A 25,890-nucleotide genomic window follows, 5' to 3' on the forward strand; every position below is an offset into this window, starting at 1 on the left:
GAAAATGAAAAAAATATTTGCACTACTATTTATATCAACAATTTCATTTGCTCAAAATGCAGATAGAAAATTCATTAAAATTGAAAAACTTTCTAGTGGATTTTCGGTTAGAATTTCAGATGGAAATTATTTAATAAATTTTCTAAATGATAAAATTATTGAAACTTCATTTACACCAAAAGGAGAAAAAAATAACAATCCATCAGATGCAGTTGTATTAAAAAATAAATTGAAAAACATCTCTTTCAAAGAGAATAAAAACTCAGTTGAATGTAGTTCCAAATCAAGTAATTTGAAGGTCGTTATTCAAAAAACACCATTCAAAATATCTTATTTAAATAATAACCAAGAAATTATTTCTGAAAAATCAGGTTATTTAAAACGCAAACACATTCCTTTAGATAATGTTAAAGGAAATATTACTGCCGATTCTACTGAAGTTTTACAATTCAATATTTCATCAGATGAAGTACTTTATGGTGGTGGTGCAAGAGCTTTAGGAATGAACCGTCGTGGTAGCAAATTAGCACTTTACAACAGAGCGCAATATGGTTATGAAACACGTGCCGAATTAATGAATTTCTGTATTCCTTTGGTTTTGTCTTCCAAATTATATGCTGTTCATTTTGATAATGAAGCCATTGGATATTTGGATTTAGATTCAAAAAAAGATAACACTTTAGAGTACGAAACAATTTCTGGTAGAAAAACCTATCAAGTTATTGTAGGGAATTCTTGGGAAGATTTAGTAAAAAACTACACAGATTTAACCGGAAAACAACCTTTGCCACCACGTTGGGCTTTCGGAAATTTCTCTTCTCGTTTTGGTTATCATACACAAGAAGAAGTTGAAAAAACCTTTCGTAAATTTGAAGAAAGTAAAATTCCTGTCGATGCTATAATTCTGGATTTATATTGGTTCGGAAAAACAGTTCAAGGTACGATGGGAAATCTAGAATGGGATAAAGAGAATTTCCCAAATCCTGATAAAATGATAGCAGACTTAAATGCAAAAGGCGTAAAAACCGTTTTGATAACTGAACCATTTATCCTTACAACATCTTCTAAATGGAAGGAAACCGTTGATAAAAAAGTTTTAGCAACATTAAAAGATGGAAAACCTGCTACTTGGGATTTCTATTTTGGAAACACTGGAATTGTTGACGTCTTCAAACCCGAAGGAAAAGAATGGTTTTGGAATGTTTATAAACGATTAATCAATCAAGGAGTTGCTGGACTTTGGGGTGATTTAGGTGAACCTGAAGTTTTTCCATCTTATGCCAATACGTTTGCAGGAACAGCCGATGAAGTTCACAATGTTTACGGTCACAATTGGGCAAAGTTAATTGCTGATGGTTACAAAAAAGATTTTTCTAATCAACGTCCATTTATTTTAATGCGTTCTGGATATTCTGGAAGTCAACGTTTTGGGATGATTCCTTGGAGTGGCGATGTTTCAAGAAGTTGGGGCGGATTGCAAAGTCAAATGGAAATTGCACTTCAAATGGGAATGCAAGGAATGGCTTATATGCACAGTGATTTAGGTGGATTTGCTGGAGATTATTTTGATAACGAATTGTATTTGCGTTGGTTGCAATATGGTGTTTTCAACCCAATTTTTCGTCCGCACGCTCAAGAAGATGTAGCTTCAGAAGTGGCTTATAAAGACGTTGACACGAAAGAAATTGCTAAAAAAGCTGTCGAATTACGCTATCAATTACTGCCTTATAATTATCAATTGGCTTTTGAGAATACTACAGAAGGAAAACCTTTAATGCGACCATTGTTTTTTAATGAACCAAACAACAAAGAATTACTTTCAAAATCGGATGGTTATCTTTGGGGAAATGATTTTTTAGTATATCCAATTACTGAAAAAGGTCAAACTCAAAAAGAAGTTTATTTTCCGAAAAATTCAAATTGGTTTGATTTCTACACTGGAAAAAAATACGATGCTGGAACAACTCAAAAAATAGAATTAAACAAAAATAACATTCCAACATTTGTTCGTGCCGGAAGTTTTATTCCGATGAGTAAAGTTCAACCAAACACACAGAATTATATTTTAAACGATTTTGATGTGCATTTTTATTTTGATAAAGAGGTGAAAAAATCAGAATTAGAATTATTTAATGATGATGGATTATCAACTACTTCTATTGAAAAATCGGTTTATGAAGAATTTGATTTTGAAAGTGCTATTGATAAAAACTCACTTTTTTTAGATATTGAATTTGACAAAACCTATTCTACCACAACCTCCAAAAAAATAAATATAATTATTCACGGATTTGACAAAAATCCGACAACCATTCTTCTTAATGATAAGATTTTAAATAATAACCAATACAAATTTGAAAATAATCTAATCTACATTTCTTTACAATGTGAATTAGATAATAATAAAAAAATTGAAATAAAACTATAGATGAAAAAAACAGCCTTACTCCTACTACTTGCTATTACTTTTTCAAGTTGTAACTCAAGCAAAGAAGTAACTTATACTCAAAAAACAAAAACACCTTTCGTTTGGGAAAGTGCCAATGTCTATTTCTTATTAACCGATAGATTTTTAGATGGAAATCCAAACAACAATGCTATCATTAAAAGAGATAAACCCACTGCAAAATTGCGCGGTTTTGAAGGTGGCGATATTCGTGGTGTTATTCAAAAACTAGACGAAGGTTACTTTACCGATTTAGGAATCAACGCCATTTGGATGACGCCTGTTGTAGAGCAAATTCACGGCTCAGTTGATGAAGGAACAGGAAATACTTATGGTTTTCACGGATATTGGACAAAAGATTGGACCGCATTAGATCCAAGTTATGGAACGCGCGAAGATTTAAAGGAATTGGTTGATAAAGCGCACGCAAAAGGAATTAGAATTATGCTTGATGCAGTTATAAATCACACTGGTCACGCAACAGAATTTGACGAGAAATATCCTGATGATTGGGTTCGTTCTACACCAAATTGCAAATACAATTCATATGATACTAATATCAATTGTACTTTAGTTACAGGACTTTTTGACGTTAAAACAGAAAGCAAAGAAAATGTTGAATTACCTCCTTTTTTGATTGCAAAATGGAAAAAAGAAGGACGTTATGAAAAAGAAGTTGCCGAATTGGATGCTTTTTTCAAAAAAACTTGTTATCCAAGAGCACCAAGATATTACATCATGAAATGGCTTGCTGATTATATTATAGATTTCGGAATTGACGCTTATCGTGTTGATACCGTAAAACATACTATGGAAGATGTTTGGTATGACTTTGGAAAAGTTTGCGAAATGTCATTTGCAGAATTTAAAGCTAGAAATCCAACAAAAGTTTTGGATAATAATGCGTTTTTTACTGTTGGAGAAGTTTATGGTTACAACATTGGAAGCAAAAGAATTTACGATTTTGGAGACAAAAAAGTAGATTATTATGCCAACGGATTTACTAGTTTAATCAATTTTGATTTTAGAAATGAAGCCAAAATGAACTACGAAGAATTGTTTTCTAAATATTCCAATATTCTTCAGAATGATTTGAAAGGAAAAACGGTTATGAATTATGTTTCGTCTCACGATGATGGATATCCTTTTGACAAAAAACGTGAAAAAACATTTGAATCTGGAACCAAATTATTGCTTACTCCTGGAGTTTCTCAAGTGTATTATGGAGATGAAACTGCTCGTTCTTTAGATATTGAAGGAACAAATGGCGATGCAACTTTGCGTTCGATGATGAATTGGGACGATTTGAAAACCAATAAAATGACTTTCAAACTATTAAATCATTGGCAAAAATTAGGACAATTTAGAAAAAATCATCCATCAGTTGGCGCAGGAATTCACAAGCAAATTACGAATTCTCCTTATGTATTTAGTCGTGACTATTCTAATGGAAATTATTCTGATAAAGTTGTTGTTGGTTTAGATTTACCTATCGGAAAAAAAGAAATTTCTGTTGGAACTATTTTTGAAAATGGAACAAAAGTAAAAGATGCTTATTCTGGAACGACTTCAGAAGTTATTGATGGAAAAGTTGCGATTGATAGTGAATTTGGGATTGTGTTATTGGAGAAAAATTAATAACAATATCATAACGTGATAATTTAAAGTAATAATTTTCAACAAATTAGTTTTGAAATAATAATTTCAATTCAATATACTACAATGAAAATCTGTTATTTATTTTTAATTTCATTTCTATTTATACAATGCAACGTGATGAAAAAACCACTCAATATTGGACATCGTGGAGCAATGGGACACGAAACTGAAAACACTATTTCCTCTATCAAAAAAGCTTTGGAGCTTAATGTTGATATGATTGAAATTGACGTTTTTGTAATTAAATCAGGCGAAGTTGTAGTTTTTCACGATGACATTTTAGATAGTTTGACTAATGCTAAAGGAAAAATAGAAGACTATAATTGGGAAGAACTTCAAAAAGTAATTGTAAAAGGAAACCATAAAATTCCACTTTTAGAAGAAGTAATCTCAACAATAAATAAAAAAACTCCTTTAAATATTGAACTAAAAGGAAGCAAAACTGCTAAACCTGTTTTTGATATACTTCAAACGTTTTATGAAAAAGGATGGACAAAAGATAATTTTACAATTTCAAGTTTTCTTTGGGATGAATTAGAAAATTATAGACAACTTGACAATGCTATTTCCATTGGAATTTTAACAGAAGAGAATCCAATTGATGCCATTAACATTGCTGAAAAATTAAAAGCTCAAAGCATTAATCCTTGGTATAAGACTTTAACATCAGAAAATATTGACCTACTTCATAAAAAAGGTTTCAAAATTTATACTTACACAGTAAACGAACCTGAAACCATCAAAAAAATGATTCGTTTAGGTGTTGACGGAATTTTTTGCAATTATCCTGAAAGATTGCATTAAAGTTTAGTGTTATAAAAGTTTATCTTTGTCAAAGATTAAAACTCTAACAAAGATTTACAAAAAATGAATTCAAAATACGACATACTAATTGTTGGTGGTGGTGCAGCAGGTTTTTTTACGGCAATTAATATTGTTGAGAAAAATCCGAAGTTAAAAGTCGCTATTTTAGAACGTGGAAAAGAAGTTTTATCTAAAGTAAGAATTTCTGGCGGCGGACGTTGCAATGTTACACACGCGTGTTTTGTTCCAAATGATTTAGTCAAATTTTATCCTCGTGGCGAAAAGGAACTTCGCGGACCTTTTCATCAATTTTGTTCTGGTGATACAATTGAGTGGTTTGAAAAACATGGAGTTGAATTAAAAATAGAAGACGATGGTAGAATGTTTCCAACTTCCGATTCTTCTCAAACTATCATTGATTGTTTTTTTAATGCTACTCAAAAATTAAAAATTGATATTCTTACCAATCAAAGTGTGCAATCACTTTTCAAAGCAGAAAATTATTGGAAAGTAGAAACCAATGTAGAAACATTTTCTTGTCAAAAATTAGTGATGACTACTGGAAGTAATCCAAAAGTTTGGGAAATGCTTACTGAACTCGGTCATTCTATCATTTCGGCTGTTCCTTCATTGTTCACCTTTAATATAAAAGACAAACGAATTAAAGATTTGATGGGTTTGTCGGCTTTTGCATCTGTAAAAGTTAAAAACACAAAATTGGAATCGTCTGGACCATTATTGATAACCCATTGGGGAATGTCTGGACCAGGAATATTACGCCTTTCAGCTTGGGGCGCACGAATATTGGCAGATAAAAATTATCAGTTTGTTTTACAAGTCAATTGGTTAAACGACCTAACATTTGAAGAAACGCTTGAAAAACTTAAGGAACTAAAATTAGAACATTCTAAAAAAGCAGTTTCAAAGAAATCTCCGTTTGAATTTCCAAATCGATTATGGGAAAGTTTGGTTTTAGCATCTGAAATTTCAGAAGATACAAAATGGGCAGATTTATCTAAAAATCAACTATCCAATTTAGGCAATCAATTAACAAATGGCGAATTTCAAGTAAATGGCAAAAGTACTTTCAAAGAAGAGTTTGTAACTGCTGGCGGAATCGATTTAAAAGAAATCAACTTCAAAACGATGGAAAGTAAATTACATCCAAATTTATATTTCGCTGGAGAGATTTTAAATATTGATGCAATTACTGGCGGATTTAATTTTCAAAATGCTTGGACTGGTGGTTTTATTATTGCTCAAACAATTGTTAATTAATTTAAAATTTCTTATCCCTTGATATCATTGAAACTGATTGTTTTTCAATAAAATAAAACTACCTTTTGTTTGTAAGTATTTAAAAATCAACCTATATTTGGTTTACCAAAAAACAAACAAAAATGAAAAAACAATTACTTTTAAGTTTTTTTGCACTCTTTTTAGGAACATTTTTAACTCTTGCACAAACTACTCCTGTTTGTGGAGGAACTTTTACTGACCCTGCTGGTGCAACTGCAAATTATGCAAATAATTCTAACGTAACAACAACTATTTGTCCAACAAATCCAGGAGAATTTGTTACTGTTTCTTTTACATCATTTGCATTAGAAAACAATTTTGATAGGTTAAAAATCTATAACGGAACTTCTGCAAGTGCAACTTTAATTGCTGATTTAACAGGAAATACAATTCCACCTGCATACACATCAAGTGATATAAGTGGATGTTTAACATTCGTTTTTACATCTGATTCTTCAATAAATCAGGCAGGTTGGGTTGCAAACATTACTTGTGGATCAACTCCAATATGTTTATCACCTATTTCCGTAAATGCAACTCCAACAAGCAATACTACTGCAGTATTGAATTGGTTAAATCCTAATCAGGGAACTGGTCCATGGGAAATCTTGTTAACTGCAAATGGCACTGCAATTTCGCAACCAATTATAGCACAATCAAATCCATTTGACTTAACTGGATTAACACCTGGTGTAATTTATACAGCTTCTGTAAGATCAATCTGTGGAAATACTACAAGTGATTGGTCATCTCCGATAACTTTTACAACAGGAACAACAGCAACATGTATTGAACCAACTAACATAGCTATTTCTGGCGTAACAACAACTACAGCTAATTTAAATTGGGCAATTTCTTCTAATAATTCTCAATGGCAAGTTTATATTGTACCATGCGGATCACCAAATCCAACACCAAATAATACCGGAGTATTGGTTACTACAAATACCTATCAAGCCGTTGGATTGAATCCAAATACTTGCTATTCTGTTTTTATTAGATCAATGTGCTCTCCTACAACTTCAAGTTCTTGGTCGCAAGCCTATACTTTTACTACATTGGCAGATACAACAAACCCATTTACATGTGGAGGTATTTTTACAGATCCTGCAGGTGCTAATGCAAATTACTCAAATAATACTAATTCAACTGTTACAATTTGTCCAACCAATATAGGCGATCAAGTTACAGTTACTTTCACATCATTCTCTCTTGAATCAAATTTTGATGGGTTGTATGTTTATAATGGAAATTCAATTACATCACCTCAAATAGCAAGTGCAAATGGAGCGGCAAACGTTCCTGGAGGTCTAGCTGGAGCTTATTGGGGAACAACATTACCTGGTCCATTTACTTCAACACATTCTAGTGGATGTTTAACTTTTGTATTTAGAAGTGATGGCTCAGTTGTACAATCTGGTTGGATAGCAAATATTACATGCGGTGTAGCGCCAACTTGTCCAAAGCCAACAAACTTAGTTGTTACTGGAATTACAACAACTTCAGCAACTTTAGGATGGGTTAACAATAGCTCAGCAACAAGTTGGGAAGTAATTGCTTTACCATGCGGAACTGCTCCGACTGCAACATCAGTAGGTATAGTAACAACTGTTAATCCATATACATTTACAAACTTGACTCCAAATAGTTGCTACCAATTGTATGTTAGAGCAATTTGTTCTCCTTCAGATATGAGCGATTGGTCTATTGGCGCAACTCTTAACACACCAGCAACATGTCCAAAACCAACTGCATTGGTTACATCTGCAATAACATCACAATCTGCTTCGATAGCTTGGACAAATAATAGTACTGCCACTTCATGGGAAGTTGCTGTCCTTCCTTGTAACACAGTTCCTGACAGCACAACAACAGGTACAATTACAACAACTAATCCATTTATTTTAAATGGTCTAACAGCAAATACTTGCTATAGTATTTTTGTAAGAGCAATTTGTTCAGCAAGTGATTCAAGTGATTGGTCAAACGGAATTAGTATTAATACAACACCGGCTCCACCTGCATGCGGAGGTGTATTTGTTGACAATGGTGGCTCAAACGCTAATTATACCAATAACGCTGACAATACTTATACTATATGCCCTACAAATCCTGGAGAGGTTGTAACTGTAACATTTACACTATTTGATGTTGAAACAAATTGGGATGGATTATATGTTTTTGACGGTAACTCAATTACTTCTCCACAAATCGCTAGTACAAATGGAGCTGGACAAGTTCCAGGAGGTTTAACTGGTTCTTTCTGGGGTACATCTATTCCAGGACCATTTACATCTTCAGATCCTAGTGGTTGCTTGACCTTTAGATTTAGAAGTGATTCTTCTGTAGTAAGAACAGGTTGGTTTGCTAGTATTACTTGTGGTCCTGATTTAGATAAAATTATTCTTGTTGCCTTCAATGACCAAAATAATAACGGTATTAAAGATTCAGGTGAAACCTACTTTACAAATGGTTCATTTGTTTATCAGCAAAATAATACTGGACCAATTACAAATGCCTTTTCATCAACTGGAAGACAAACAGTTTACGGTTCAAATCCTGTAAATACTTATGACTTCTCATATAGTATCCAAACAGAATACCTTCCTTACTATAGCTCTGGAACAACTTCATTCAATGATGTAAATATTCCAGTAGGAAGTGGAACACAAATTCTTTACTTCCCTATTGTTCTAACTCAAGCTTATAATGATGTTACTATTTCTATTGTTCCAATGGGTTCGCCAAGACCTGGCTTAACATATACAAATAAAATTGTATATAAAAACTTAGGAGTTGCTGCAACAGATGGAACAATAACTTTTGAAAAGCCATCACAAGTAACAATTACAGCAATTAGTCAAACAGGAACTATCGCTAATGCGACTGGATTCACTTATAACTTTACAAATCTTCTTCCTAATGAAACAAGAGTGTTTTATGTTACAATGAGTGTGCCAGCAAGTCCAGTAGTAAACTTAGGTGATTTACTTATTGCAAATGCAACAATTTCAGCTCCTGCAAACGATATCAATTTAACAAATAACTCAACTAGAATTACACAAATTGTAGTAAATTCTTATGATCCAAATGATAAAATGGAATCGCATGGTGAAGAAATTCTTTTTAGTCAATTTAACCAAAATGAAGATTTAATTTATACAATTAGATTCCAAAATTATGGAACTGCTAACGCAATTGATGTTAGAATTGAAGATGTTTTAGATTCACAAATTGATCCTGAAAGTATTAGAATGATAAGCTCAAGCCACAATTATGTTATGACAAGAGTTAATAACAATATTGTATGGAATTTCAACAACATACAATTAGTTCCTATATCAGTAAATGAAGAATTAAGTATGGGATATGTACAATTTAGAGTTAAATTAAACCCAGGTTTTGCTGTGGGTTCAATAATACCAAATACAGCAAATATCTATTTTGATACCAATCCTGCAATTGTAACAAATACTTTTACAACTGAGTTCACTGCAGCATTAAACAATCAAGCTTTTGATGGTACTAATTTTACATTGTATCCAAATCCAGCAAGTCAATTTATAAATATCAGTTTAAATAATACTTCTGAAATTATTGACAATGTGATTATTTATGATGTTTTAGGCAAAATCATTAAAGAAGTAAAATCAATTTCTTCTAATAGTGTTACAATTGACACATCAAGTTTATCTAAAGGTGTTTATTTATTAGAAATAACTACTGATAATGGTTTAAAGCAAAACAAAAAACTTGTGATAAAATAATTTTTAAAAGTTAATCAAAATCATAATTCCCAATTATAAATTTATAATTGGGAATTTTTTTTGCTGATAAATTTGACGAGATATTAGTTTTATCGGGCATATAAAATTTTATAAAAAAAACCTTAGACTTTAGATATAAGTTATTAAAAATCAATGTATATTTGGTTATATTTTAAAAAACACAAATGAATAAAATTACGTTATATTTATTAGTATTGTTATTTTCTATTCCTACTTTCTCTCAATTTTCCGAAGGATTTGAAAATACTACTGGACCAAATCCACTTCCTTCAACTGTATGGACATTAAATTCAGGTAATTGGGCTGTTCATGATAATGGCGTTGGGCCTACAAGAAGATGGGGAATAACAAATGTTCTTTCAAATGTATATTCTGGATTAAATTCTGCCTATGTAGATAGAGAAAATATTGGTTTTAATAGTACAAGTGAAGATTATTTAACAACTCCAATGATACCTGTACCTGCAAATGGTCAGTTAAGTTTTGTCTCAAGAACAACGATTTCAGATAATCAAGGTACTTTATATCAAATCAAAGTTAATTCGGCTTTGAATGCACAAACAGACTTATCAAATTCAACAATTCTTGCAACATATACAGAAAATGAAATTTCAACTATTTATGGTGGTTACGAAGAAAAAACAATTGATTTATCAGCATATGCTGGGCAAAATATTTATATAACTTTTGCAAGATTATTTACCCAACCTACAGCCGCCCTTGGTGGAGACAGATGGTTAATTGATAATGTAAACGTTAATTCTGCAAATGGTTGTTCAAGACCAATTAATGTAACAACTTCTGGTGTTAATTATCCAAATGCAACTATTGGTTGGACAGAAACTGGTAGTGCCACCCAATGGGAAATTATAGTTTTACCATTTGGGACATATCCAACATCAAGTTCTGTTGGTACAATTGTTAATACAAACCCAGCAACTATTACAAACTTACCAAACTCTTCAAATTATGTGTATGTAAGAGCCATTTGTTCACCAGTATTAAAAAGTAATTGGTCAACTATAGCAATTACAACATGTCCAAAACCAATTAATTTAAACACCTCTAATGTAACACATCAATCTGCAACTGTAGCTTGGACAAATAATAGCTCAGCAACTTCATGGGAAGTAGTTGTTCTTCCTTGTGGCTCACCTGCACCTGTAAATAATATAACAGTTGGAGTTACTACAACAACAAATCCATTTGTTGTAAACGGACTTAATTCAAATACCTGTTATAATGTTTATGTGAAGGCAATTTGCTCGGCAAATGATTCGAGTGATTGGTCTACTCCAACAACCTTAACTACATTGTCTGTTCTTGTATGTGGAGATTTATTTTTTGACAATGGTGGTTCAAACGCTAATTATACCAATAACGCTGTCAATACTTATTTAATATGCCCAACAAATCCTAGTGAAGTTGTTACAGTTACATTTACCTCTTTTGACACAGAAACAAATTTGGATGGGTTATATGTTTTTGATGGTAATTCAATTGCTTCTCCACAAATTCCAAGTACAAATGGAGCAGGACAAGTTCCAGGAGGTTTAGCTGGTTCTTTCTGGGGTACAACTATTCCAGGACCGTTTACATCTTCAGATCCTAGCGGCTGTCTTACCTTCAGATTTAGAAGTAATTCTTCTGCTGTAAGATCTGGCTGGTCTGCAAATATTACTTGTGGACCAGATTTAGATAGAATTATTCTATTTGCATTTAATGACCAAAATAATAATGGTATTAAAGATGTAGGTGAAACCTATTTTACTAATGGTTCATTTGTTTATCAGCAAAATAATACTGGACCAATTACAAATGCCTTTTCATCAACTGGAAGAGAAACAGTTTACGATTCAAATCCTGTAAATACTTATGACTTTTCATATAGTATTCAAACAGAATATCTTCCTTATTATAGTGTTGGAACAACATCGTTCAACGATGTAAATATTCCAGTAGGAAGTGGAACACAAATTCTTTACTTCCCTATTGTACTAACTCAAGCTTATAATGATGTTACTATATCAATTGTTCCAATGATTCCACCAAGACCTGGTTTAGCTCATACAAATAAAATTGTTTATAAAAACTTAGGAGTAGCTGCAACAGACGGAACAATAACTTTTGAAAAGCCAACACAAGTAACAATTACAGCAATTAGTCAAACAGGAACCATTGCTAATACGACTGGATTTACTTATAGTTTTACGAATCTTCTTCCTAATCAAACAAGAGTGTTAGATGTTACAATGAGTGTGCCAGCAAGTCCAGTGGTGAACTTAGGCGATTTACTTACTGCAACAGCTACAATTTCTACACCACCAAATGATTTTAATTTATTAAACAATTCAAGTTCAATCTCACAAATTGTTGTAAATTCTTATGATCCAAATGATAAAATGGAGTCGCATGGTGAAGAAATTCTTTTCAGTCAATTTAATCAAAATGAAGATTTAATTTATACTATTAGATTCCAAAACTATGGAACTGCCAACGCAATTGATGTTAGAATTGAAGATGTTTTAGATTCACAAATTGACCCTGAAAGTATTAGAATGATAAGCTCAAGTCACAATTATGTTATGACAAGAGTTAATAACAATATCGTTTGGAATTTCAATAACATACAGCTAGTTCCTATATCAGTAAATGAAGAATTAAGTATGGGATATGTACAATTTAGAGTTAAGTTAAATCCAGGTTTTGCTGTTGGTTCAATAATACCAAATACCGCAAATATTTATTTTGATACCAATCCTGCAATTGTAACAAATACTTTTACAACTGAGTTCACAGCAGCATTAAACAATCAAGCTTTTGATGGTACTAATTTTAAATTGTATCCAAATCCAGCAAGTCAATTTATAAATATCAGTTTAAATAATACTTCTGAAATTGTTGATAATGTGATTATTTATGATGTTTTAGGCAAAATCATTAAAGAAGTAAAATCTATAGCTTCAAATACAACTAAAATTGACACTTCAAGTTTATCAAAAGGTGTTTATTTATTAGAAATAACTACTGAGAATGGTTTAAAACAAAATAAAAAACTTGTGATAAAATAATTTTCAAAAGTTAATCAAAATCATAATTCCCAATTATTAAAATAATAGTTGGGGATTTTTTTTGAGAATAAATTTGATTAGATATTGGTTTTATTGAGTTTGCAGATTTTTAGAAAAAAAACTTTAGATTTTAAACATAAGTTATTAAAAATCAATGTACATTTGATTTACTATAAATCAATCAAACATGAAAAAACAATTACTTTTAACCCTATTCTCTATGTTTTTTGTGGGTACTTTTCTAGGTACTGCTCAAACTTCAGGATGTAGTCAACTCTTTTATGACAATGGTGGTCAAAATGGAAATTATACTGATTCTGCAAACGACATCAATACTTTTTGTCCAAACACACCTAACGAAACATTACTGATTAGTTTTAATTCTATTTCTTTAGAAACGAATGATATGCTATATGTTTATGAAGGTTCTAGCCCAAACGGAAATTTACTTTCAATTATTGATAGTAATAGTCCATCACAAATGACATTAAGTACTAATATTCCTGGTGCTTGTGTAACATTTGTATTTGAATCTGATGCTTCAGGAAATAGTGCTGGTTGGGAAGCAATGATTGATTGTATAACAACAAATTTTCCTTGTTTAGCACCAGTTTCATTAAACACAACACAAATTGATAGCAATACGGTTTCTTTATCTTGGGTAGATATTAATCAATCTAGTAATCTTTGGGAAATATTAGTTACTCCAGCATTAGGAGGAAGTTCGCTTATAGCTGGCTCTAGTCCTTTTCAATTAACTGGATTAACTCCTGATGTCACTTATATGGTTACCATAAGAGCTATCTGTAATGGTATGCCTGGAGATTGGTCAACACCGCATACCTTTAGCACTACACAAGTAGTAACATGTATAGAACCAACTATTCAATCTGTTACTGGAATTACAAATAATAGTGGTGTAGTAAATTGGACTTTGACAAGCAGTACTAATAATTGGGAAGTATTAGTTTTACCATGTACTGCAACAAATCCAACACCTAATAATGCTGGATTGTCAGTTACCACTAACACTTATCTTGCACCTGGATTAAATGCAAGTACTTGCTATAAAGTATTTGTAAGAACGGTTTGTTCTACTACACTTACTAGTCCATGGTCACAGCCTATTACATTTACAACTTTAGCTAATCCAATACCATCACCAGTTTGTGGTGGACAGTTTATAGATAATGGTGGTTTAACTGCTAATTATGCAAATAACTCTGACAATACTTATACCATTTGTCCAACTTCTCCTGGTGATCAAGTTGTTGTTACATTTACAGCATTTAATACAGAAGCTAACTGGGACGGATTGTATGTTTTCAACGGACCAACAATTTCATCTCCACAAATTTCTAGTGGAAACGCTGCTTCAAATGTGCCTGGCGGTTTGCCAGGTTCTTTTTGGGGAACAGTTATTCCTGGACCATTTGTTTCAACTGATGCAAGTGGATGTTTGACTTTTAGATTTAGAAGTGATAGTTCTGTAAACAGAGCTGGTTGGGAAGCAAATGTTGAATGTTTACCACAAGCAACATGTTTACAACCAACAATTTTAGCAGCTACAAATATTACAGGTACTACAGCAACTATTAATTGGACCGAAAATGGTACTGCAACACAATGGGAAGTTATAGTAGTCCCATCTACAGCTCCTGCTCCAACTCAATCTTCAGTTGGAACAATAACTAATTCAAACCCTTTACAAGTTACTGGATTAAATTATGCCACAATTTACAATGCTTATGTAAGATCAATTTGCTCGGCAACAGATTCAAGCTATTGGTCTTTTGCAAGAACGTTTACTACACTTTCTAACATTTGTAGCGCACCAACAAATGTTTTAGCAAACAATATCACAACTACAAGTGCTAATTTTAGTTGGACTCAATCTGGTACAGTTACACAATGGGAAGTTTTAGTTTTGCCGTCTGGCTCGACTACTCCTACTGCAGCATCAACTGGAACGGTAATTTCTACAAACCCTTATCAAGTAACTGGTTTAAATTTAGGAACATCTTATGTTTTTTATGTTAGAGCTATTTGTTCAGCGACTGAAAAAAGTACGTGGTCATCTAGAGCATTTACAACACTTCAAACCAATTGTATTACACCATCAAATGTTGTTGTAAATAGTACTACACCAACAAGTGCAAACTTAAGCTGGACTCAATCTGGTTCTGTTTCACAATGGGAAGTTTTAGTTTTACCTCTTGGTTCACCAGTACCTACAATAACATCAACTGGAATATTAGTTCCAACAAACTCTTATCAAGCAACTGGATTAACTACAGGAACAACTTATACTTTTTATGTAAGAGCTGTATGTTCAGCTACTGAAGTAAGTAGTTGGACATCTAGATCATTTACACCAAATATTACATTGCCTCCATTAACAACTAGTACTAATCAATATACAGTTGACCAGTTGGTTACTAATGTTTTAATTAATAATCCTTGTCTAACGGTTTCAAACATAACTTCTAGTACTGGAACTAACTTTGGTTCTGTTAATGGAATTGGTTCGTTTACGAATACTAATCCATTATTTCCAATTTCTTCAGGAATAGTCCTTTCATCAGGAAACGCAATGAGTGCTCCAGGTCCGAATACTTCAATATTAAGTGAAGGAAGTTCTGCTTGGACAGGAGATACCCAATTAGAAGGAATAATTTCAAGTGCTATTGGTGTACCAATGGTTTCTAAAAATGCAACGAAATTAGAATTTGATTTCACTAGTTTAAATTCTTATATGAGTTTTAATTTCTTATTAGCTTCAGACGAATATGGTACTTTCCAATGTGATTTTGCTGATGCTTTTGCTTTCCTTTTAACTGATTTAGACACTGGAATCACAACTAATCTTGCAGTTATACCAGGAACAACTATACCAGTCTCTGTTGTAACTATTAGAAATAATATACACAACAATTCATGTGCCTCTGCTAATCCATTATTTTTTGATTCTTATTACGCAAATAATCAAACAGCTTCAGCAACAAACTATAATGGTCAAACCGTTAAAATGACAGCATCGGCTAACATTATTCCAAATCGTAATTATCATATTAAGTTGGTAATTGCTGATAGAAGTGATACAGCTTATGATTCGGCAGTATTTATTGAAGCTGGAACTTTTGCTTCTGGTCCGCCACAATGTTCTGACAAAATTGAACTTGTAGCATTCATAGATGAGAATGGAAATGGAATTAAAGATACTAACGAAGTAAACTTTACTTATGGTTCGTTCACTTCATTACAAAATAATGCAGGAAATGTTACCAATATTTCATCTCCATCTGGAACATATACAATATATGATGCAAATCCTTCAAATGTTTATGACTTTGGATATCAAATCAATACAGAGTATGCTCCTTATTATACATTAGGTACTGTAAATTATAATGATATCAATATTCCGTTAAATAGTGGAACACAAACATTGTATTTCCCAATTACTTTAACTCAAGGGTTTAATGATGTTTCTGTAACCATTGTACCAGTTGGAGCTCCAGTTCCTGGATTCAATTATGTAAATAAAATCGTTTACAAAAACTTAGGTGTTGTTGCTACTGACGGAACTTTGACCTTTAATAAAGATGCGAATGTTTCTATAACCAATGTTTCTCAAGCTGGAACAATTGCAAATGCAACAGGTTTTACTTATACTTTCACAAATTTAGCTCCATATGAAACGAGATATATTTATGTAACAATGAGTGTTCCTGCAATTCCTACAGTTAATCTTGGCGATTTGTTGACTAATACAGCAAGTATTGTTGCTACTGCAAATGATATCAACTTGACTAATAATAATCATTCAAATACTCAAGTAGTTGTAGGTTCTTACGATCCAAATGATAAAATGGAAGCTCATGGTGAACAAATTCCATTCAATCAATTTAGTCAAAATGATTATCTGTTCTATACTATTCGTTTCCAAAATGAAGGAACAGCTAATGCCATTAATATTAGAATTGAAGATTTCTTAGATGCTCAATTGGATGAAGCAAGTATAAGAGTTGTTGATGCAAGTCACAATTACATCATGGAGCGTGTTGGTAATCACATTATCTGGAAATTTGATTATATTCAATTACCAAGTTATCTAGAAAATGTAGATTTAAGTAAAGGTTATGTAACTTTTAAAATCAAAATGAAACCTGGATTTGCAGTAGGAGATATTGTTCCAAACACTGCTTCAATTTATTTTGATACGAATCCTGCGATTATTACTAATACTTTTACAACTGAATTTACAGCTGCTTTAGCAAATGCAAGTTTTGGATTTGAAAACTTTGTTTTATATCCGAATCCAACAAATTCATTTATTCAAGTTAATTTGCAAAACACTACTGAGTTACTTGAAAACGTAATTATTTACGATGTTTTAGGTAAAACAGTTAAAACCATTTCTGCAAATAATTCAAACGAAATGAAAGTTGATGTTTCTAACTTATCTAAAGGTGTTTATCTGGTTGAAATCACAACACAATCGGATTTAAAAATCACTAAGAAATTGGTAATCAACTAAAAAATAAAATTCAAACTTTAAAAGTCCCGAAAAATTAACTTTCTCGGGACTTTTTATTTGCAATAAAAAAGCTACATTTGATTAACTTTAATTTTCAGGTTATGAAAAAATTTCTACTCTTTTTATTACTAATCACTTTTTCGTTTGCACAAGCACAAATTAACACACAAGTAAGTAATTACAATGTTTGTGATACAAATTCTGACGGAATTGTTCAATTTGATTTAAACACTAAACTACCTGAAATTTTAGGAAATGAAAATCCAAGTATTCATAATATTACCTTTCATTCAACTAATGCAGATGCTCAATTTGGTGGTAATCCTATTGCTACATCTGTTCCTTATATTAACAATCAACCCTTTTCACAAGTTATATGGATAAGAGTTGTTAATACTCAAACTTCACAATTATGGGTAAGTCAATTAAATCTAATTGTAAATTTACCAGCAAATGCAGGAAACGATGGTTCAACTACAGTTTGTGAAACATCAACAACAGTAATTAATTTATTTGCACTAATTACTGGTGAACAACCTGGTGGAACTTGGACAAGAACTTCAGGAACTGGAGGAGTTTTCAATGCTGCTATAGGAACTTACACACCAGCATTTGGTGCAACATCAAGTACATTTTCATATACAGTTCAAGGAATTCCACCATGTGTTAATGATACTAGTGTGGCTGTAGTTAACTTATCCGCACAACCAAACGCAGGATCAGATGGAGTAATAACAGTTTGTAATACTTCAACAACACCAATAGATTTATATTCCTTAATCACTGGTGAGCAACTTGGAGGAACTTGGTTTAGAACTACTGGTGTTGGCGGAACTTTTAACACAGTAACAGGAACCTTTACTCCTTCTCCAAACGCAACAACAAGTACATTTACCTATCCATTAACTGGAACTGCTCCATGTATAAATGATTCAAGTATTGCTACTGTGATAATAAACTCTTGTGGACCGACGAGTTGTTTAACTCCAACAGATTTGAATGTTACAAATGTATCTGATACTTCTGCTGTCTTAGTATGGAATCAATCAGGCCCATCTACAAGTTGGGAAGTATTTGTAGTTCCTTTTGGAGCACCGACACCAACTGCTGCATCGGGTGGAACCCTTGCTACTTCTGGTCCTTTTCAAATAACAGGTTTAACACCAAATACCTGTTATTCTTATTATGTAAGAAGTCTTTGTAATGCAAATCTGTTTAGTCCTTGGGCTGGACCAATGAATTTTTGTACTTATGATTGCACAAACAATGCACAATGTCCAGGATTTTTAAATTTAGTTGCTTTTTTAGATGAAAATACCAATGGAATTAAGGACACCAATGAAAACTTTTTCAATCAAGGAAATTTTGTTTATAGTATTAATTCCGGTTCACCAATTTATGCAAATTCTAATTCTGGCACTTTCAGTATTTTTGAAAACAACCCAACTAATTCATATAATTTAAGTTTTGCAGTTAATTCTAATTTAACTCCATATTATAGTTCAACAAGTACATATTCTAATATAACTCTTCCAACAGGCGGTGGAACAACAACTTATTATTTCCCAGTAACCTTAATCCAGCCTTATAATGACTTAAAAGTTTCACTTCTACCTTATGGATCACCAAGACCAGGATTTACTTATCAAAATTGGATAAGCTACAGAAACAATGGTTTTCAGAATATAAATGGACCCATAACTTTTGTAAACAATCCATTAGTTACAATAACCGCAATTTCACAAACAGGTACTACTCCAACTTCAAATGGGTTTACTTATAATTTTACAAACCTTGCACCAAATGAAGAACGATGGTTTACAGTTACTATGCAAGTTCCAACAATTCCGACTGTTAATTTGGGAGATGTAATTACAAATTCTGTTAGTATTACTCCATTAACTGGTGACGCTTTTCCTGATGACAACCAAATGAGTTTATCTCAAATAGTTGTTGGTTCGTATGATCCTAATGACAAAACAGAAGCTCATGGTGGCAAAATTGATATTGATGATTTTACTTCAAATGATTATTTAACGTATACTATTCAATTTGAAAATACTGGAACTGCAAATGCCGAATTTGTAAGAGTTGAAGATTTTCTTGATGCCTCTTTAAATCCAAGTTCGATAGAAATGTTGGGTTCAAGCCATGCTTACAACATGAGACGAATTGGAAATCAATTGATATGGAATTTTTACAATATTAATCTACCTCCAACATCTATCAATCCAACAGGAAGTCATGGGTTTATTCAATTTAAAATTAAGCCTACTGCTGGTTTCGCGCTTGGTGATATAATTCCTAATAAAGCATTCATTTACTTTGATTATAATCCACCAATTATAACAAATGAATTTCAAACAGAATTTGTACAATCTTTAAAAACTACAGATTTTGATTCTTCAAACTTTATATTGTATCCAAATCCAACAAATTCTAATATTAATGTAAGTCTGTTAAATTCGTCAGAAGCTATTAACTCTGTTGAAATTCACAACTTACTTGGTAAAAAGATTAAAGAAGTGATCAACTCTTCATCAAATGATGTGAATATTGATGTTTCAGATTTATCTAAAGGTGTTTATCTGGTTGAAATTACAACACAATCTGACTTAAAAATCACTAAGAAATTAATAATCCAATAGTTTAAAAAAAAACCGATTCGTAAATGAATCGGTTTTTTTTATGTTAGTTTAAATACCAAATACTAATTGTCAAAATAGAGGCAAAACTTACCCAAGCTAAATAAGGAATCAAAAGTAATCCTGCTATTTTATCAATTTTCTTGAACTGAGTATAAGTTTCAAAAATCATCAGAAGCAACAATACCACTTCAATTGATGCGAGAAGTAAATTATGTAATTTGAAAAAAATCAACGACCAAAGCGCATTTAAAGCTAATTGAATTATAAAAAACAAAAAAGCTTTTTTGACAAGCGTTTCGTTGCCATCCAGCTTATTCCATACCAATCCACCTGCGACTCCCATCATAATATATAAGGAAGTCCAAACTGGAGCAAAAATCCAATTTGGCGGATTAAAAACAGGCTTTATTAAAGTTGGATACCATGTAGTTATACTTTCTCTTGTAACCATTCCGGATAAATAACCTATTACCAAACAGGTCATTACTACTAATGCTATTCTTAAAACTTTTTGCATCTTGTTTAAAATTTTCACAAATATAGTAAACAAAAACGTGTGGTTTTCGTAAAATAAGTATCTTTGTACTAAAATTAAGATAATATGATTTCCGAAAAGGATTTTATTTCTACATCACATTCAAACACTATTGAAAAAGGAACATATGAATGGAGTGCTCCAAGTAATATTGCATTAGTGAAATATTGGGGTAAAAAAGACCATCAAATTCCGGCAAATCCATCAATAAGTTTTACTTTAAATCATTGTAAAACAATTACAAAATTATCATTTGAGAAAAAATCGACTTCGATTGACATCAATGAAACTGACAATAGTTTCTCATTTGATTTATTATTTGAAGGAAAACCAAAAGAGGATTTCAAACCAAAAATTCAGAAATTTTTCGAACGTATTGAAGTTTATTGTCCTTATTTAAAAGAATATCATTTTACAATTGACACTCAAAATACTTTTCCTCACAGTTCAGGAATTGCATCATCGGCATCGGGAATGGCGGCTTTGGCAATGAATATAATGAATTTAGAAAAAGCGTTAAATCCTACAATAACAGATGATTATTTTCACCAAAAAGCTTCTTTCTTAGCAAGATTAGGATCTGGAAGTGCTTGCAGAAGCATAAAAGGAAATATCGTTGTTTGGGGAAAACATAAAGAACTTGAAGGTAGTTCCGATTTATTTGGAATTGAATTTTCATCAAAAGTTCACTCAAATTTCGAGAACTATCAAGACACCATCTTGCTTGTTGACAAAGGCGAAAAACAAGTTTCGAGTACTGTTGGACATGATTTAATGCACAACCATCCATTTGCAGAACAAAGATTTTTACAAGCTCATCACAATTTATCAGCATTAAAGTCCGTTTTAGAAAATGGAAATTTAGAAGAGTTTATTAAAATTGTAGAAAGTGAAGCTTTAACACTTCATTCAATGATGATGACCTCAATGCCTTATTTTATTTTAATGAAACCTAATACATTAGAAATCATCAATAAAATTTGGAAGTTTAGAAACGAAACCAAAATTCCGGTATGTTTCACATTAGACGCTGGTGCAAACGTTCATGTTTTGTATCCCGAAAACGTTAGAGTTGAAACTTTGCAATTTATTAAGGACGAATTAGTTGGCTATTGTCAAAATGGTCAGTATATTTGTGATGAAATTGGTTTTGGAGCACAAAAGTTATAATTTAACATTACCTCAAATCAGAATATGAAAGGACCACTATTTTATTCAAAAATATTACTCTTCGGAGAATACGGAATCATTAAAGATTCTAAAGGTTTATCTATTCCTTATAATTTCTACAACGGCGCTTTAAAAGTGGATGAAAATCCAACTCAAGAAGCTATCAAATCTAATGAAAGTTTACGAAAATTCGTAGTTTATTTAGATGAACTACAAAACGAACAAGCAGATTTAGTTACGTTTAACATAGAACTTTTAAAAGCTGATGTTGCTAGAGGAATGTATTTTGATTCAAGTATCCCACAAGGATATGGCGTAGGAAGTAGTGGTGCATTAGTTGCTGCTATCTATGACAAATATGCAAACGATAAAATCACAGTTTTAGAAAATTTAACTCGTGAAAAATTACTGCAACTAAAGACTATTTTCTCTCAAATGGAATCTTTTTTTCATGGAAAAAGTTCTGGTCTTGATCCTTTAAATAGCTATTTAAGTATTCCTATTCTTATCAATTCTAAAGATAATATTGAAGCAACTGGCATTCCTTCTCAAAGTTCTGAAGGTAAAGGCGCTGTCTTCTTGTTAGATTCTGGAATTGTAGGTGAAACTGCTCCAATGGTAAATATTTTTATGGAAAACCTAAAAGACCAAGGTTTCCGTACCATGTTGAAAAACCAATTTGTCAAATACACCGATTTATGTGTAGAAAACTTTCTTGGTGGTGATAAAAAATCATTATTTTCTAATACAAAAAAACTTTCAGCAGTAGTTTTAAATAACTTTAAACCAATGATTCCTGAACAATTTCATGGAATTTGGCAAAAAGGAATTGACACTAATGACTACTACTTAAAACTTTGTGGTTCTGGCGGTGGTGGTTACATTCTGGGTTTCACAGAAGATTTAGAAAAAGCTAAAAAATCACTAAAAGATTATAAGTTAGAAGTTGTTTATCAATTTTAACTTATAAATCATGCTAAGCAGACAAACCAAACTTACCATACTGAAAATACTCAGTATGTTTTCTGTGGTTCGTGGTTACAATATTCCTATTATTGCTTTAGCACAATATCTATCTGCAATTTTTATTATGGCTCCAGAGAAAAGAGCCTTATCAGTGATTTTAGATTTTAATCTTTTTATTATAGTTCTTGCATCAAGTTTAACTATTGCATCTGGTTACATCATAAACAATTTTTACGACAGCAAAAAAGACCTAATAAACAGACCTAATAAATCCAAAATTGATCGATTAGTAAGCCAGAGAACAAAACTTCAAGTCTATTTTACAATTAATTTTGTCATCGTTCTCTTAGCGCTTTTAGTCTCTTTTAGAGCCGTTATGTTTTTCTCAGTCTATATTTTTTTAATTTGGTTTTACTCACACAAACTAAAAAAATATCCAATTATTGGTAATCTTACGGCTGCATTTCTTGCTGTGCTTCCTTTCTTTGCTGTTCTTTTATATTATAAAAACTTGTATCCACAGATATTTGCTCATGCATCATTTTTGTGCCTTCTAATATTAATTAGAGAAATGATAAAAGATTTAGAAAACATAAAAGGAGATATTGCAAATGATTACAAGACAATTCCTGTAAAATTTGGTGAAGAGTTTACCAAAAAAATCATCACAGGATTAACCGTACTCACTATTTTTCCGGTTTACCTATTGGTAGAAATATACGATGTAGGATATATGGATATATATTTTTACGTAAGTTTAATTATCCTAATATTCTTTTTACTTCTTTTATGGAAATCAGAGAACAAAACACAATATTTACAATTGCATATTATTTTGAAATTTTTGATTGTATCAGGCGTTTTCTGTATTGTACTTATAGATCCTCAAGTACTGATTCACGGCAAGACTTTGCTTAAAATTTAGAAGCGAATCAGTAGTAATTCTTGTAAACCCTATTCCTGCTGTCCGCACTACATGGTAGTTGCTCCCATCAGGGCTAGTTAGTAATCGATTTGAATAGAATCAAAGTTTCAAAAACCTATTCCTCTTCTTTAAACCAACTCGAATACATTACGTAATTATTAGAAATACGCTCAATTTCACCAGCAAAATCTGAAGCATTAATATCTTTAACTTTTTTAGCAGGAACTCCAGCATAAATCGTCCCAGATTCTACAATAGTATTTTGAGTAACAACAGCTCCAGCTGCGACAATCGCATTGCTTTCCACAACACAATTATCCATAACAATTGCTCCCATTCCAATCAATACATTATCATGTAATGTACAACCATGAACAATGGCATTGTGTCCAATTGAAACATTATTACCAATATTTGTAGGATGTTTTAAATAAGTAGCATGTATAACAGCTCCATCCTGAATATTCACTTTATTACCAATCTTAATATAATGAACATCTCCACGGATGACAGCATTAAACCATACGCTACATTGAGAACCAAACTCAACATCACCAACAATGGTAGCATTTTCAGCTACGTAACAATCTTCAGGAATCTTTGGTGATTTCCCATTTACTGATTTTATTATCATAGTATACTAAAAAAGAATCCTGATATTTTACATCAGGATTACTTATTATATTATTAATTAATTGCAGGACAATTACAGTGGTATTTTTCTGGTTTACAGAACAAATTAATACCTAAAGTAAGTTGGTGAAAACCTCCTGTGTCAAATTTAATATCACCCATCAATTGTGAGTAAGTATAAGAAAACATATAGTTCTTATAGTTTATACCTAATATCGGAGTTATATATTGTAGTTTTTGATTTGCAATTGCAACACCATCTAAATATTCAGCACCATCCAAACTTCTTCTGTAAGACAATCCACCCCAAACTCTTCCAAATTCAAGATTTTTATATGCTTTAATATTCAAATCTACTGTTGACTCTTTAGTTAAAAAAGTATGCTGAAACATAACTGATGGCTCCAACAATATTCTATCTGCGTCACCAAAAGTGTATCCCATATTGTAAATAAGTCTCTTCAAATTTACTGGTTCTCTTACCGAATAAATTCTTCTTTCGCTAGCTAATGCATTTTTAACAGTAAAATGTGCATAGAAGTCTAAGAAATTATAAGATGCACCAATATCAACATTGAAGTAATTAGCCTTTTGAACTATTGTCCCATCAATATTAGGATCAAAAGCAGGGTTATTATCTCTAAAATCTGTTTCATCCAATAAACTTTGTGCAAATCCAACATTAACTCCAAAAGACAATTGATTCAAATCCACATCATCTCTTGAAAACATAATATGATGTGCATAAGCTACTCGAAATCCTTTTTGTGAATGATATCCATTTTTATCATTTATCAAGATGATACCCATACCGTCTTTTTCGGTAATACTTCCATTAAAACTTAAAGTTTGTAACGCAGGTGCATCTTCTTGACCAAACCATTGTTGTCTTCCTGTTAAACGAACTTTTGCACAATTTGCAGCACCTGCCATAGATGGATGCAACAAGAAATAATTATCAGATAAATAATCTGAATATACAGGTAAAATTTCTTGTGAATAAGATTGCTTAGTAATTAATACCACTAAAGCAAGTAAAAAATGTTTAATCTTCATTGTTTTTTTATCTTTTTAATGAGAAATGGGCTTTAAATTGTTTCATCGCACCAGCTTCAGGATAGTCAACCGTAAACCAGTAATCCGTTGATGGCATTAGGTTTCCGTTGTATGTACCATCCCATCCTTTGCTTGCTGGACTGATTTGTTTAATTAATTTTCCTTGGCGGTCAAATATATAAATTTTTGCGTTTATTTCTTTATCCAAACCAACAATATTCCAATAGTCGTTAATTCCGTCACCATTTGGTGTAAAATAGTGAGGGTAATCGATGATTTGTACTCCTGTTAATTGGAAAGGATCACAGCTGCTTGCTACACCACCTTTGTCATCCCATACCGTTATAGTG

The 25,890-nt window shown here is 31.9% G+C and carries 15 protein-coding genes; 11 read left to right on the forward strand and 4 right to left on the reverse strand.

Going from position 1 to position 25,890, the window contains the following annotated elements; translation table 11 throughout:
• The first annotated feature begins 4 nt into the window (after positions 1-4).
• The 8 genes from ACIQ06_RS09055 to ACIQ06_RS09090 all read left to right on the forward strand — a co-directional run bounded on the left by ACIQ06_RS09055 (position 5) and on the right by ACIQ06_RS09090 (position 20,255).
• Positions 5-2,428, forward strand: coding sequence for a TIM-barrel domain-containing protein (locus tag ACIQ06_RS09055; RefSeq protein WP_396145609.1), 2,424 nt, complete (start codon positions 5-7; stop codon positions 2,426-2,428).
• Positions 2,429-4,084, forward strand: a complete 1,656-nt coding sequence (locus ACIQ06_RS09060; RefSeq protein ID WP_396145611.1) for an alpha-amylase family glycosyl hydrolase — start codon at positions 2,429-2,431, stop codon at positions 4,082-4,084.
• A gap of 138 nt (positions 4,085-4,222) precedes the next feature.
• A complete protein-coding gene (locus ACIQ06_RS09065; RefSeq protein WP_396145614.1) occupies positions 4,223-4,909 on the forward strand; it encodes a glycerophosphodiester phosphodiesterase in 687 nt (228 codons plus the stop codon).
• 63 nt (positions 4,910-4,972) lie between these two features.
• On the forward strand, positions 4,973-6,187 hold the full coding sequence (locus tag ACIQ06_RS09070; protein WP_396145616.1) for an NAD(P)/FAD-dependent oxidoreductase: 1,215 nt from the start codon (positions 4,973-4,975) through the stop codon (positions 6,185-6,187).
• Between the two features lie 122 nt (positions 6,188-6,309).
• Positions 6,310-9,975, forward strand: a complete 3,666-nt coding sequence (locus ACIQ06_RS09075; RefSeq protein WP_396145618.1) for a fibronectin type III domain-containing protein — start codon at positions 6,310-6,312, stop codon at positions 9,973-9,975.
• Between the two features lie 185 nt (positions 9,976-10,160).
• A complete protein-coding gene (locus tag ACIQ06_RS09080; RefSeq protein WP_396145620.1) occupies positions 10,161-13,067 on the forward strand; it encodes a T9SS type A sorting domain-containing protein in 2,907 nt (968 codons plus the stop codon).
• Positions 13,068-13,254: 187 nt separating this feature from the next.
• Entirely contained in the window at positions 13,255-17,607 is a 4,353-nt protein-coding gene (locus ACIQ06_RS09085; protein WP_396145622.1) for a choice-of-anchor L domain-containing protein, read from the forward strand.
• A gap of 101 nt (positions 17,608-17,708) precedes the next feature.
• Positions 17,709-20,255, forward strand: a complete 2,547-nt coding sequence (locus ACIQ06_RS09090; RefSeq protein WP_396145624.1) for a T9SS type A sorting domain-containing protein — start codon at positions 17,709-17,711, stop codon at positions 20,253-20,255.
• A gap of 43 nt (positions 20,256-20,298) precedes the next feature.
• On the opposite strand, the gene ACIQ06_RS09095 is transcribed toward ACIQ06_RS09090, so the two are convergent.
• Positions 20,299-20,772: a TspO/MBR family protein gene (locus ACIQ06_RS09095; RefSeq protein WP_396145626.1), complete on the reverse strand. Its 474-nt coding sequence runs from the start codon at positions 20,770-20,772 to the stop codon at positions 20,299-20,301.
• Positions 20,773-20,856: 84 nt separating this feature from the next.
• On the opposite strand from ACIQ06_RS09095, the gene ACIQ06_RS09100 reads away from it, so the two are divergent.
• From ACIQ06_RS09100 to ACIQ06_RS09110, 3 genes are read left to right on the forward strand one after another with little or no spacing between them, the layout of a single operon-like run.
• Complete coding sequence (locus ACIQ06_RS09100) at positions 20,857-21,960, forward strand: diphosphomevalonate/mevalonate 3,5-bisphosphate decarboxylase family protein (RefSeq protein ID WP_396145628.1); 1,104 nt, start codon at positions 20,857-20,859, stop codon at positions 21,958-21,960.
• Positions 21,961-21,984: 24 nt separating this feature from the next.
• Positions 21,985-22,923, forward strand: coding sequence for a mevalonate kinase (locus tag ACIQ06_RS09105; protein ID WP_396145630.1), 939 nt, complete (start codon positions 21,985-21,987; stop codon positions 22,921-22,923).
• Positions 22,924-22,933: 10 nt separating this feature from the next.
• Positions 22,934-23,851 (forward strand): geranylgeranylglycerol-phosphate geranylgeranyltransferase, encoded by a 918-nt coding sequence (locus tag ACIQ06_RS09110; RefSeq protein ID WP_396145632.1) that lies wholly within the window; start codon positions 22,934-22,936, stop codon positions 23,849-23,851.
• Positions 23,852-23,966: 115 nt separating this feature from the next.
• On the opposite strand, the gene ACIQ06_RS09115 is transcribed toward ACIQ06_RS09110, so the two are convergent.
• From ACIQ06_RS09115 to ACIQ06_RS09125, 3 genes are all read right to left on the reverse strand, one after another.
• Positions 23,967-24,485, reverse strand: coding sequence for a gamma carbonic anhydrase family protein (locus ACIQ06_RS09115; RefSeq protein ID WP_298303074.1), 519 nt, complete (start codon positions 24,483-24,485; stop codon positions 23,967-23,969).
• A 53-nt stretch (positions 24,486-24,538) separates the two neighbouring features.
• Positions 24,539-25,540, reverse strand: a complete 1,002-nt coding sequence (locus tag ACIQ06_RS09120; RefSeq protein ID WP_396145634.1) for a type IX secretion system membrane protein PorP/SprF — start codon at positions 25,538-25,540, stop codon at positions 24,539-24,541.
• Between the two features lie 7 nt (positions 25,541-25,547).
• A partial coding sequence (locus tag ACIQ06_RS09125; protein WP_396145637.1) for a T9SS type B sorting domain-containing protein occupies positions 25,548-25,890 on the reverse strand: 343 nt, incomplete at its 5' end.

It is taken from the genome of Flavobacterium sp., from assembly GCF_044341265.1.
In the GTDB taxonomy this organism is placed as follows: domain Bacteria; phylum Bacteroidota; class Bacteroidia; order Flavobacteriales; family Flavobacteriaceae; genus Flavobacterium.